Origin of the sequence: Rhodococcus sp. IEGM 1409 (genome assembly GCF_030056735.1) — a bacterium.
Lineage (GTDB): Bacteria > Actinomycetota > Actinomycetes > Mycobacteriales > Mycobacteriaceae > Rhodococcus_F.
On sequence record NZ_JASHKN010000017.1, the window covers coordinates 35,219 to 48,244 of the forward strand.

Annotated in this window: 9 protein-coding genes and 1 pseudogene; 4 read left to right on the forward strand and 6 right to left on the reverse strand. The window is 65.0% G+C overall.

Features of this window, described 5'->3' with window-relative positions; all coding sequences use genetic code 11:
- The first annotated feature begins 1 nt into the window (after position 1).
- Complete coding sequence (locus QM716_RS28800) at positions 2 to 1,228, forward strand: lipopolysaccharide biosynthesis protein (protein WP_283307660.1); 1,227 nt, start codon at positions 2 to 4, stop codon at positions 1,226 to 1,228.
- On the opposite strand, the gene QM716_RS28805 is transcribed toward QM716_RS28800, so the two are convergent.
- Positions 1,209 to 2,165 (reverse strand): ABC transporter substrate-binding protein, encoded by a 957-nt coding sequence (locus tag QM716_RS28805; RefSeq protein ID WP_283307661.1) that lies wholly within the window; start codon positions 2,163 to 2,165, stop codon positions 1,209 to 1,211. The two genes, QM716_RS28800 and QM716_RS28805, sit on opposite strands and share 20 nt — an antisense overlap.
- A gap of 169 nt (positions 2,166 to 2,334) precedes the next feature.
- Entirely contained in the window at positions 2,335 to 3,468 is a 1,134-nt protein-coding gene (gene pgfA, locus QM716_RS28810; protein ID WP_283307662.1) for a cell envelope lipid trafficking protein PgfA, read from the reverse strand.
- Positions 3,469 to 3,684: 216 nt separating this feature from the next.
- Between pgfA and QM716_RS28815 the strand changes: the two are divergent.
- A pseudogene (locus QM716_RS28815) lies at positions 3,685 to 4,734 on the forward strand (acyltransferase family protein); the annotation flags it as partial.
- A gap of 23 nt (positions 4,735 to 4,757) precedes the next feature.
- On the opposite strand, the gene QM716_RS29300 reads toward QM716_RS28815, so the two are convergent.
- The 4 genes from QM716_RS29300 to QM716_RS28835 form a co-directional block, all read right to left on the reverse strand.
- The gene (locus QM716_RS29300) at positions 4,758 to 9,092 is read right to left on the reverse strand and encodes an alpha-(1->3)-arabinofuranosyltransferase (protein WP_349307373.1); all 4,335 of its coding nucleotides are present in this window, start codon (positions 9,090 to 9,092) and stop codon (positions 4,758 to 4,760) included.
- 43 nt (positions 9,093 to 9,135) lie between these two features.
- A complete protein-coding gene (locus tag QM716_RS28825; RefSeq protein WP_003945488.1) occupies positions 9,136 to 9,309 on the reverse strand; it encodes a DUF2613 domain-containing protein in 174 nt (57 codons plus the stop codon).
- A gap of 129 nt (positions 9,310 to 9,438) precedes the next feature.
- Complete coding sequence (locus QM716_RS28830; protein WP_283307664.1) at positions 9,439 to 10,527, reverse strand: isochorismate synthase; 1,089 nt, start codon at positions 10,525 to 10,527, stop codon at positions 9,439 to 9,441.
- 45 nt (positions 10,528 to 10,572) lie between these two features.
- Complete coding sequence (locus QM716_RS28835) at positions 10,573 to 11,040, reverse strand: universal stress protein (RefSeq protein WP_230815001.1); 468 nt, start codon at positions 11,038 to 11,040, stop codon at positions 10,573 to 10,575.
- Positions 11,041 to 11,141: 101 nt separating this feature from the next.
- On the opposite strand from QM716_RS28835, the gene QM716_RS28840 reads away from it, so the two are divergent.
- Positions 11,142 to 12,320 carry a glycoside hydrolase family 3 N-terminal domain-containing protein gene (locus tag QM716_RS28840; protein ID WP_283307665.1) on the forward strand — a complete coding sequence of 393 codons (1,179 nt, stop codon included), beginning with the start codon at positions 11,142 to 11,144 and terminating at the stop codon, positions 12,318 to 12,320.
- A gap of 72 nt (positions 12,321 to 12,392) precedes the next feature.
- Positions 12,393 to 12,992, forward strand: coding sequence for a TetR/AcrR family transcriptional regulator (locus QM716_RS28845; RefSeq protein WP_003945885.1), 600 nt, complete (start codon positions 12,393 to 12,395; stop codon positions 12,990 to 12,992).
- Positions 12,993 to 13,026: the final 34 nt, after the last annotated feature.

The window sequence follows — 13,026 nt, forward strand, 5'->3', positions numbered from 1 at the left end:
CATGCCTCGCCAACCACTCGATCGCGCCGCCGCGGCCGGGGTCGGCATGGTTTTGGTGGGATCGATGACGGCCAATGTCGCGTCGTACCTGTTGGCATGGTTGGCCAGCCGATGGTTGGGGCCGATCGGCTACGGAGAGTTCGCGAGTCTGCTTGCCGCCCAGTTGGTACTTGCGGTTCCGGCATTGGCGTTGCAGACGGTGGTGGCCCGCGAGGCGGTGCGTGGCAAGAGCACAGATGCGTTGCGGTCGTTGGGGTATCGATGCACGGCGATCGTCGCCGTCCTCGCGGTGGCGCTGGCTCCGGCGATGGCGTGGCTGCTCGACACCGGAATCGTGGCGGCGTTCTCGGCATTGGTGACCGCGCCCATGTTGGTTCTGCTGGCCACGGAACAGGGGTTGTTGCAGGGGCACGGTCGATTCGGCACTCTCAGCGCCGTACTGGCCGGGGCCGGGGTGATGAAAGTCCTTCCGGCAGTGATCGTTCTGGCATTCGGCGGCGGAGCAGGCGCGGCATTGGTCGCGGGCGCGGCCGGAACTGCGTTGCTGGTGGTGATAGTTCGCGTGGTCGACCGAACCGTCTCGGTGAGCGAGGACCGGCCGGTGCGGATCGGCGTCGTCTCCGTGCTTGCGGCGTCGCAGGTTCAGCTCGCGCTGATCGCGTTGTCCTCGCTGGACCTGCTGATCGTCCGCGTCGTCCTCAGTGAATACGACGCCGGTGTCTACGCGCTCGGCGCCGTCGCGACGAAGGTCGCGTTCTGGCTGCCGCAGGCAGTGGGCGTCGTGCTGTACCCGAAGATGGCGAACCCGGCGCACTCGGCGCAGGCGGTTCGCTCGGCGTTGGCGGTGCTCGTCGGTATCGGCGCCGTGCTGGTTCTCGGGGCGGCGGTTGCCGGCCCACTGGTGCCGATGCTCGTGGGCGACGCGTACGCCGCCGTGGCTCCGATGCTGTGGGCCTTCGCTCTGCACGGTGCAGCGCTGGCGGTACTCCAGGGTGCTTTGCTGTCCGCAATCGCGTCAGAACGCACACGAGTGGCCCTTCTGGCATGGGCAGGGCTGGCTGTGGAGGCGACGGTCATGCTGGTGTGGGCGAAGACGCCGGGAGAGTTGATCGGTGTCGCCGTCGTGGTTGCGTCGACGACGGCGTTGGCGGTGTCCGTCGCCGCAGTGCGAAGTGCCGACCGCGCCGGGCCGGCACCTCGCAGCGGCGTCAGTTCTCCAGACGCGTGAACAGATCGTCGAAGTAGTCGAGCGTACGCATCGCGGTGTAGACGGATCCATAGTTGATGTTCCCACCCGTGTAGACGACGTTGTCGCCTTGAACTGCGCGGATACGGTTCCACATCGCGCGGTCGCCGCTGACGGGATCCACGCCGGGAGCGGTGGTGACGATCATTCCGTCGGCCGAGTCGAGAGCAGTCACCAGATTTTCGGTGGAGATCTCCTTCTGCCCCTCGACCGGCCACTGGAGTTGCACGCCGAGGTCTTCGGCAACCTGCGTGGAGATGCCCTTGCGGTTGACGCCGTTGACCTTCTGGTTCACGTAGTTCAGCAGCACAACCTGCTTGCTCGCCAAGCTCTGGGCGTGGCGTTCCTTCAATCCGGCTGCTCTGTCCTCGTACGCTCCGATGACCTGACGGACGTCGGGGTTCTCGGTGCGCCCCAGCCAGCTCGCCAACTGATCGATGTTCTCGCGCCACGGACGCGTGAAGTCCATCGGAAGCACAGGCGCTGTCTGGCTCAACTGCTGCAGCGGCCACATGTCGGAGGCCTCACCGATGTCGGTGCAGATGATCAGGTCCGGTTCCAGGGCGAGAATTGCCTCGACGTTGACCGGTGCCTCGAACACCTGCGCCGTGGGATCAGCCGGAACCCACGGCTCGGCGGCGTCGAAGCTGTAGGCGATGACAGGAAGGCCCATCGCGACGGCTGGTTCGAGGTCGAGTCGGGAGTCGATCGCGACGACGCGCTTCGGGGTGACCGGAATGTCGTAGGTTCCGAGAGAGGTCGTGACCGTGCGCATCCCGGATGCATCGCCTTCGGTCCCGGCGGATCGTGCGCAACCGGCGGCGAACAGCCCGGAGAATGCTGCCGTGCCGACCACGAATCTCCGTCGCGTCAGATCGCTGACACAGCTGTGCGACCCCAGAACTGTTGATGCGGGCATGTGGCTCCTCGTGCTCGGGGTGATCTGGACTTCCAGAAAACGCTAAGCCCGTGACTGTGCGGAGGGAACGACCCGTCGCGCCAATCCGTACGCCGATCCGGCAACAACATCCCGAAACGCAGCAAAGCGCCCCTTCCGTGTGGAAGGGGCGCTCTACTTACTGCCTGAGTCAGTCCTTGCGCAGATCCGGACGCGGGATCACCTGAGTGTCGTCCGAGGTCCAGTCGTGCTCACCCGGAGCCGGCTCGGGCGAGCCGTGGCCGCTGGGATTCTGGTTTGTTCCGCCGTGTGCAGCGCGGGCCGGAGTTCCGCCCTTGCCGCCGCGAAGGCCGAGGAAGATACCGGCGATCAGCGCGATGACGCCGAGGACACCTGCCACGATCGGGACGGTGCGGCCGAACAGCGAGAGCTTGTCCATGCCGTCACGTGCCTGCTGGACCTGGTACTCGATGGTCGCTTCGTCGAAGGGCAGGGTGACCTTGAGAACCTCGACGTCGACGGCATCCTTGTTGCGTCCGTAGTACTGGTGCAACTGCTCCTGGCCCTTGACGACAACGCCGGTCTTGGGCTCGACCCACAGGTCACGGACGTTGGTGTACCAACGCGTCATCGTGATCGGAGTAGCGCCACCGGGAACGCCCCAGGTGTCGGCGGGCAGGCTCAGCTTGTTGGTGGGGGAGTTGACGACCTTCGACAGGTCGACGGGATCGATCGTCTGCTGGAAGTGGTACACCTTCAGACCGTTGATCTCGGTCTCTTCGACGAAGTCGATGTCCTTCGTGGCGCGAGCGTTCAGGTCGAAGTAGGGGTAGCTCTTCTGTTCCGTGTTGAACGGGAACTTGTACTGCAGACCGTCGCGGGAAACTTCTTCGGCGGGCTGGTCGCTGGAGGTCTGGACGGTTCCGACCGGATCGTTGGTCGGCATCGAGCTGACGCGATCGAGCGTGACGCGGTCCAGGGTTGCGGTCAGCAGTCCGGTGTCGCCCTGCTTGTCGGTACGACGGACCGTCTGGCCGGCTTCGACGGTGATGATGTCGGCGTCGGACGGGTCCTGTGTGGTGACGTATCGCTGAGCGACGATCGGCACGTTGGTGTCGACCTGTGCCTTGCCGCCGAGGAGTGCCGCCGAGTTGAGGACGCTACCGGTACCTGTGGCGACGGTGGTCACCTCGAGGTCGAGTGGCGTCTTCTCCAGCTTGCCTACCGTGTAGGTAGGAATGAGGATGGCGATGGCCAAAAGGAAGGCACCGAGGCCCACCAGAATGCAAGGAAGTATCCGGCTCGGCCCTGAGCGTTCCGCCATGCTGTGACTCCTAACCCGTTAAGTCTTTCGAGGTTCCCCAACCGGCACAATATGAGCTGCGCAGATCGCATGGGGCCCCCGATGGACACCATGTGTGGCAGAACACTAACAGTCCACTGGCCCGGTTTGTCGCATGAGGGCATGAATTGGCCAGGCATTTTGTTGCGAGTCCCTGGTGGTTTCCCTCAATCGGCCTGGGGTGCACACTTATCCGTGATGATCAGTTCCACGAATTCCTCTCAGACGGTCCCGCCGCAGGCTCGGGGCTTCGTTCCAGCTTTGGACGGTATGCGTGGACTGGCCGCGCTCGGCGTCCTCGTCACCCATGTCGCGTTCCAGACAGGTGAAGCGCAGTCCGGTGCGATCGGGCGCGCGTTCGGCCGACTCGACCTCGCCGTAGCGGTGTTCTTTGCTTTGTCCGGATTTCTGCTGTGGCGCCCCCACGCGGCAAAGGCTCGCGGAATCGGGCAGCCGCAGTCGACCGTCCGATACTGGATCTCCCGCGCGACGCGCATTCTGCCCGCGTACTGGGTGGCGGTGGTCCTGATCCTGCTGTTCCTGCCCGGCGCAAGCGGGGGATACCAGGTGTGGCTGGCGAATCTCGGGTTGGCGCAGGTGTTCGTGCCGCTGACGCTTACCGAGGGGCTCACGCAGATGTGGAGCCTGTCGGTCGAGGTGGCGTTCTATGTTCTGTTGCCACTGTTCGCGTATCTGATGGTGCGACTGCGCGGCAGCTCGGCCCGGTTCCGGCTACCGCTTCTGCTCGGGGTGTCGGTCTTGGCCTTGACGTGGGCATTCATTCCGATTCCGACGCCGGACGCCATCCACCACGACAACTGGCTGCCCGGCTACCTGCCGTGGTTCGGCGTCGGCATGGTCCTGGCCGAGCTGGCAGTGGGCCCGTCGACGTGGGTGCATCGCCTCGCGCACCGTCGGGTATTCCTGACTTTTGTTGCCTTTGTCGCCTTCGTTCTCTCGTGTACCGATCTGGCCGGGCCCGAAGGTCTGGTGCGGCCGGAGCCGTGGCAGTACGCGATCAAGATTGCTCTGGGCGCGATCATCAGCTTCTCGTTGATCGCGCCACTGGTTCTGCGCGATCAATCGCAGCATCGGTTCCTGGCCAGTCCCTTGGCGCTGGCAATTGGACGCTGGTCCTACGGCCTGTTCATCTGGCACCTGGCCGTACTGAACGCTGTGTTCCCCGTGTTCGGCATAGTTCCGTTCTCGGGCAGCTTCTTCTACGTCCTGGCCCTCACGGTCGTCCTGAGCGTCGCTGTGGCCTCGGCCAGTTACGCCTTGGTGGAGGAACCGGCGCGCGTGGCGGTGACGCGGTGGGAGAAGCGTCGCCACATCGGTGAACCGGCAAAGGGTAGTGCGGCCAACCCGGTCACGACCAAGGCGACCAACATCGAGAACTGAATCGCGAACGAGTCGCCCACGTAGCCGCCCGGTGCCCGCCACGGTCCCGTCGAGAGCAGCGTGATGCCGATCATCGCGGCCACGCCGGCAGTGCCGACCAGGATTCGTGCGGTTCGAGCCGGGCCGAAGATTCGCAGCGCGGTGAGCCCGAGGATCGAACAGACAACCGCGATCGCCGCTCCCACACCGCCGCCGATGACGGTGGCCGCCGCGAGCACGCCCACCCATCCCGCCGCGACGCTGCGCCACGGTCGGGGTGATGTGAGGGGCTTGGGTTCTCGGCGTCCGGGGACAAAAGCTGCGAACAGCAGCGGGATCAGCAACACGAGTCCGCCGAAGATGCCGAGGCGGTACCAACGGTCACTGGGGAAGTCGATGGTGACGGTTCCCGCGGTGCCTGCCGGCACGATCCAGCCCTGCTGCCATCCGTTCACGACCACCGGCGTCAGTTCGGAACCGTCCGGCGCTGTAGCGATCCAGCCGATGCTGGTGCTCTCGGGATTGACGATCAGCTGATCGGTGGACGAGCTCGTGAGGGTGAGTTCCCGGTGATTCGCCGTCCACGCGGTCGATTCGAGTGGCGTATTCCTTTGCGCGGGTGATGGATCGACAGCCGTCAGGTCGAGGTTGTCGACAGAGAACGCCGGGCCGGGTTCGACGACCACTTCGGGCTGTCCCGCAGGCAGGGGTGCCGACGCGTTCGGGCCGCACGCGAGCGCCTCGACCGGTGCGCCGTTCCGTAACTGGGCCGCCGTCGCCGTGATCGAGGTGGGGAACTGCTGTCCGGCAACCGAAATGGTCGGGCCGTCGCCACACGGGACGGTGACGGTGCGGTTGTCGAGTGCGTCCGTGTTCTGTACTCCGGAATCGGCGATCGGGGTTCCGTCAGCGCCGACGACGCCGACCTCGGCGAGGCCGGTGGGCTGTGCCTGGGCGAAGCCGAGTGCCGTCTGATCGAGGACGGGTTCCCAGTCGGTGACACTCAGGACGATCTTGTCGGTGACGAAGGGGGAGAGGGAAACTCGACTGGTCTGAGGCGTCTCGTCCTCGAGGTCGGGCAGTTCTCGGACCTGCGGGCCGTTGCCGAGGTTCACCGCGACGCTGGTCGGCAGCGACGGGAGGGCGCCGAGTCCCCGTGTGATGTCCAGACCGGTGACCAGGGTTGGCTCGGGGAGGGTAAGTGTCAGAGTCGGTTTCGGGCCGCCAGGTTCGGTGGTGCGCTGCGGCGCCGACCACGTGGTGCGTGCGTCGCCGTCGGTGGCAGCGAAGGCAGCTCCGCGAGTGTCGCCGATGTCACTCGAACCCGAAGCCGTGATTCGGCCGGGGACGGAAAGGAGGTCTTCGAGGGCGTTGCCCTGACGCGCGCGGACAGTCAGTTCCGGCGCAACCACGGTGTTTTCGGGAACCGTGAGTGTGCGCTGGAAACGGCTGGGCTCTTCGGGTATCGCCATGAACGCATTGCTGCATCGCACGCGGTCCGTCGAGTTCGCGCACGCATTGCGGCCGGGGAACTCCTGGCTCAGATTCCAGGCGTTCACGGATGCGCCTGTCGGCGTACTCGGCAGGACCGTGTCGAAACGGATCGGTACGGTCTTCGGAGCATTGCGGTCGGAGAAATCTTCGACGGAGAGTTCGCTGATGCCGAACTGTGTTCCTGGCGAACCATTTTCGGTGTGAGTCGCCGTGATGCGCACCCACGGCGTATTGCCACCCGGGATCGAGACGGTGATGGACTCGCCCGGACGCTCCACCTTCACCGCCGTGCTGCCGTTCGGTGTCGAGACCTCGAGCCATTTGACGGGGGCGCCGATCGCAGCAGCACTGGTGGTCAGGTGGAGCAGGCCACTGGAAATCGGTGCGTCGAAGTCGATCTGCAACCACTGACCCAGTGCTCGTTCGATGCCGTTGCTGAACCAACCGGTGGCCGGATCGCCGTCGACCGTCGATGCGGGGCTGCTCGACGGCGAGGTGCCGCCCAGCTGGGTGGCGTCGGAGGCGGCGCTGGAAACGGTGATCGAAGCGCCGCTCCAGTGGCCTTCCACGAGAGGCGTGTTCGCAACCGGATAGTCGGGCACCAAGTTGTAGGTGCGACGAGCGTCGTCGGGGGTACGTAGCGCGGAACTGTGGTTGTCGACCTGGCCGAAATCGGTTTCTCGATCGCGTGGGGTGTCGGTGACGGTGACCGAATCGACCGGCAGTCCCGCAGCTTCGGCGTCGGCCGCCAGGATCATCGGCCCGGTCCCCGGAACCTGCCCGCTTTCGTGAAGGCGCACAGTCGATTCCGGTCCGCCTTGTACCCGCGGAACCTGATTCAGGTCGACGGAGTACGGTCCACTGACCGCCGCGGTGCCGTCCGGCGGGGTGACCTCGAAGATCTCGATGGCCGGGTAACCGGGGCGTAGATCGCTGTCCGCGACCAGGCCTTCGATCGGTTCGGGGCTGTTGTCCTCACCGAAGTGCGCGACTCGCTCGATCCCGGGCGAACCTTCGACCGCTTGATGCACGAGAATCGGCCTGGCCGAGCGCGACGTCTCGCCGTCGAGGTCGTTGCGCATCACCAGGTAGCGGATGCCCTGCCCCAACAAGGTCTGCGCCAGGCCGTCCGACGGGCGACCATCGGCAATCAGACGTTGCACCGAATCGAGCGCGCGGATGGCGCCGGGCGGGGTCAGCGGGACCGAATCACGCACTGCCCACGGCGTACTCGCCAACGCCTGAAGCGGCTCGTCACGCGTCAGGCCCCAGACCTGGCTGCCGAACGGCGCTCCCGGGACGACCAGGGCACGTTCTGCTTCCGATCCGGGTGAGGTGTTGTCCTCGAGCCACTGCGCTGCCTCGTTCCAGTACGAGGGGACGTCCGGGTATGCACCGCGGGGAGCGAGTTTTCCCGTCCAGGCCAAGGCGGTGGAGAGGGTGAGGGCAACGAGGATCAGGCTGGTCAGTGCGACCATCGGTTCGCGCTCGGGATGGATGAACGCGCGTCGCCATCGGGCGAGCGGAACCGATCCCGGCAGCGGCACTTTGGCGAGTAGGTGTGCGAGTCCGAGCACGAGCGGCAGACGGACCAACGGCTCGAGCTTGTGGACGTTGCGCAGCGGAGCGCCCGCCGAGTCGAGGAACAGGCGCACCGACTCCGACACCGGCGAGCTGAGTTCACCGACGTACCCCGCGGCCAGGCCGGTGATACCGACGAACAGGATGAGCGTCAGCCTGCCGCGAGCAGGCGTGGACCGCATGCAGAGCCCGGCGAGGCCGGCGGCGGCAACCAGACCGGTGGCGACGACTGCTGCGGGCTGGGTGACCAGAACGGCGCCGGCAATGCGTTCGGGGGAGACGAACGGGGTCCAACTGTCCGTGCCGCGAAGTATCTCCCCCAGCGACGCCCACTGAGTGGTGACACCGGCGGACTCGATGTAGTCGAGGAACGGCGGGCTGATCTTGCCGAGCAGCAGGAGCGGGACGATCCACCAGAGAGTGCCGAGGGCCACGAACAGGGCCCACCAGGCGGTGAACGTCAGCCACATTCGGTTGGGTTTGTGCGAGAGCCACCAGATGATTGCGACAAGGCAGGCTGCGGCGGTGGCGACGGCATTGATCGAACCCATGAGCGCGACGGCGAGGGCGGATTGTGCGGCCAACCGCCTCAACCCCCGTGAGCGGTCAGGGAGTCCAGGGACTCCTTTTCCGCGCACAGGGCCGAAGGCCAAAACCACTGGCAACAACACCCACGGCGCCAACATCATCGGCAGGGTTTCCGAGGAAATCGAGCCGAGCGTAGTGAGTACGCGGGGAGAAAGTACGAAGGCAACCGCCGCGATGACGCGCGAACTACGGCTGCCGATTCCGAGAGCCTCGGCAACTCGGATGATGCCCCAGAAACCTGCGATCAGGAGCAGAGCCCACCAGATGCGCTGGGTGATCCATGGTGGAACGTTCGCCAACTCGCCGAGCGCGAAGAACGGCCCGTGCGGAAAGAAGTATCCGTAGGCCTGATTCTGAACCTGGCCGAGCGGGGCCTGACTACTCCACTGATGCGACGCGCGTTCGAGAAAACCGAACGGATTCTGCGTCAGGTCGTACTTGGTGTCAGCGGTGATCAGACCCGGCGATTGCAGAAAAGTGAGAAGAAACGCTACGACGGAGGCGCCGAACAGCCACCGCTTCGACAGGGGCTCTGCCGACGGGGCGGTGTCTACCGAAGACACCGCTGCGTCGGCGGAAGAACGGGAACTCGCGAGGCCTGCGCTCTCAGCGGCTGCCGTACTCAACCTGGTTCAGCACGGAAGAATCTGCGTTTCCGCTGCGGTCGATCTCGGGACGAGTGTTGTCCGACGCGGCGGCCGTGACACCGAAGATGACGCCGGCACCCAGAACGGCACCGATGACAGCGCTGGCCACACCGGGGACAAGGAACTTCGTCATCGCGGATCTCCCAATTGGTCGTTAGTCGGTCGTTCGCGGTCGGACGGACTTACCGGCCCGTACGAACTGCTCGGGTCAAGGTATCACCCGCACTCGAGAATCCGGACGATTACCCTCGTGACGTGCTGGTCAGTTGAGGGTTTCCGCACCGAGCGCGGTCAACAGGGTGCGCAGTTTCGTGGACGTTTCGTCGAGCTCGTCCTGCGGGTCCGACTCGGCGACAATTCCGCCACCCGCGCTGGCCCAGGCATTGAGACCGTCTGCACTGATCTCGGCGCAACGGATGGCGACCACCCAATCCCCGTCACCGGCATCGTCGCACCATCCCACGGCGCCCCCGTAGAAACGGCGTGGCTCCTCGGTCTCGCGGATGACCTTCAGCGCCGCGTCAGTGGGTGTTCCGCACAGCGCCGGCGTCGGATGCAGGGCGATGGCGAGGGCGAGCGCAGTCGTGTCGTCTCGCAGCGTGCCGCGGATCGGGCTGGCCAAGTGCCAGACCTCGTGGGTATTGGTCAGTTCGGGTATCGCCGGTACCGACAAATCACTGCACATCGGTTGCAGGATCTCGCGGATCCACGAGGTCACGAAGGCGTGCTCGGCCAGGTTCTTCGTCGAATGCAGAAGGCTCTCGCCTGCCTCGCGGTCTAGATCGGCGTCGGCGGACCGCTTTGCGGTCCCGGCCAACGGGCGACATGTCACGACGCGCCCGCGTCGACTCACCAACACCTCGGGTGTTGCGCCGACCAGGCTGTGGCCCTCGAATTCGGCTCCCGCCGCAGAGAGGTCGACGGCAAAGGTGTTGGCGACGGGATTGAGCGCCGCCATGCGTGCGGCGAGCGCGGTCGGGGAGATCGGGGTCTGCGTCCGAAGCTCCACAGTGCGAGCCGCGACAACTTTGTCGATCTCTCCGCTGCGGAGGCGTCCGATCAACTTTTCCACTCGACGGAGATGCTCCGACGACGACGGGATCTCTCGGCCGATCCGGGTCGTGGGCAGTGCCTGGGGATCAACCGGTTGCCACGGCCGGGGCGTGATCGTTGCCTCGGCAGGCTCGTACAACGCCGTTGCGGCAGCCGGGTCGAAAGGAAGAGCGCCGACGATCAGCTTGGCCGAACCTGCCGACAAAGCGTTGGCGGCTGCAACGGCGCTGTCGAAGCTGCGTCGTACGCCGCGGGTGACCACGCTGTGATCGGGGCGCGAGAGAACAAAACCGTCCATGGTGCTTTCGACACTAGTCGGCCATCGATCAGGAATGCGCGAAGGTCACTTACCTGGAGGGACGATCAACACCGGCCGATGACTGTGACGCAGAACATGATCCGCGACGCTGCTCTGCAGTAGCGACCGCAAACCCGTTGTACCGCGGGTGCCGGTCACGATGATGTCGACGTCCAATTCGTCTGCGGTTTCGACGATTGCAGACCAGATCGCGGATCGGCACTCGGCGCTTCTACCTTCGACGGTCAGGCCCGCGGCTTCAGCCAGCGCGACGCCCTCGGCGAGGGTGACTTTGGCGTCGGTGTACGCGATGTCCTCGACGTCGTCGTCGGGAACCCACTCCGGTTGCATCACCCCGGACAGGCCTGACATGCGAGCGGCCTGGCGAACCATCGGCTCCCAGGCGGTGACGAGAACAGCACGATTGGCGGAGAGGAAACGCCCCGCATAGTTTACGGCGCGCTTGGCGTTGTCGGAACCGTCGTACGCGATGAGCATCAGACCTTGTGGCATCACGACCTCCTCGTCAGCGGGGGAATCGGTTCTCTTCCAGGCTACCGTCCCGATGTGCCCGTGAGGGAGTGTATGGGTACCGGGTCCGTTACGGTCGAGGTATGCGGATCAAGTTTCTGAAGGCTGCGACGACCATTGCTTTGTGTGGAGGGTTGGTTGCGGGATGCTCAGGCGAAAACGGGACCGCCGATCCTGTTTCGAGCGCTCCGACCAGCACCACCTCCGAGATCACGTCGACGCCTGCGGCATCGAGCTCCGTACCCGTCGCCGCGTCGTGCGGTAGCGACCTTCTGGCTTCACTGTCCCTGCGTCAGAAACTTGCCCAGCTGCTCAACGTCGGCGTCACCGGGACTGACGACGCATTGTCGATCGTGCAGAACGAGGAGATCGGCGGCATCTTCGTCGGAAGTTGGACCGATCAGTCGATGCTCACCAATCGCGAAGTGCCGCAGGTTGCTTCGGCGTCGAAGTTGCCGTTGATGGTGACGATCGACGAGGAAGGCGGACGGGTTTCGCGCGTCGCGGACATCCTCGGTCCCGATCCGTCGGCCAGGGAAACTGCGCAGACCATGACAGTGGAACAGACGTACCAGATGGCGCTCGAGCGTGGACGCGGTTTGAAGGATCTCGGGATCACCGTCAACTACGCACCCGACGTCGACGTCAGCAGTCAACCAGACGACTCCGTGATCGGTGACCGCTCGTACTCCGACGACCCCCAGACCGTGGTTGCCTACGCCGGTGCCTACGCGCAGGGTATGCGCGACGCCGGAATCTTCCCGGTGATCAAGCACTTTCCCGGGCATGGCAGTGCGTCGGGTGACTCGCACCGGGGTGAGGTGACGACGCCTCCGCTGCAGGATCTGATCGCATCGGACCTGATTCCCTTCCGTGAACTGTCGGGGACCGGAGTCGGCGTCATGATGGGTCATCTCGAGGTTCCCGGTCTGACCGAGCCCGGTACGCCTGCCAGTATCAGCCCCGCCGCCGTTTCGTTGCTTCGCGACGGAGTGGGTTACGGCGCAGCGCCGTTCACCGGCCCGGTATTCACCGACGACCTCAGCGGTATGCAGGCGATCACCGACCGATACGATATTGCCGACGCGGTTCAGGCTGCACTTGCGGCAGGAGTCGATCAGGCATTGTGGCTGACCACCGACGACGTGCCGCGGGTTCTCGACCATCTCGAGCAGGCCGTCGCGTCGGGTGCGCTTCCGCAGGCTCGAGTCGATCAGGCTGTCGTCACGGTTGCCGCGGCCAAAGGTGCCGTGACCTGCTGAGTCGAAGGTGCGATTCGACGCACAATCTTACCGTAGAGTAAGATCGACATTTACCCTGTGGTTGGAGGAAGCATGGCCGGCGGTACCAAGCGACTGCCACGCGCAGTGCGTGAGCAGCAGATGCTCGACGCAGCTGTGGACGTGTTCTCCGACAGGGGGTTTCACGAAACTTCGATGGACACCATCGCGGCCAAAGCTGAGATCTCGAAGCCGATGCTGTATCTGTACTACGGCTCGAAGGAAGAGCTGTTCGCCGCGTGCATTCATCGTGAAGGACTCCGCTTCCTCGAAGCACTCGCCCCGGCCGGCGCGCCCAACCTGACTCCGCGTGAACAATTGCGTGCCGCTCTCGAGGGATTCCTCGGGTTCGTGGGCGCGAACCGCAAGTCGTGGATGGTGCTTTATCGTCAGGCCGTCGGGCAGCAGGCTTTTGCGGGAACCGTGCAGTCCAGTCGTGATCGGTTGATCGAGTTGACCGCGCATCTGCTCGAGTCCAGCACCAAGGATCCTGATGCCGCGCACGATTACGGGATCATCGCCATCGCGCTCGTCGGCGCCGGTGAGGCAGTAGCCGACCGAGTCGCGGGTGGGGAAATCGAAGTGGATGCCGCAGCGGACCTACTCGAATCCCTCGCGTGGCGCGGTCTGTCGGGCAAGAAGAAGTCCGAATAGCCCCCCAAAAACCAATCTGAGCGAACGTACCTTT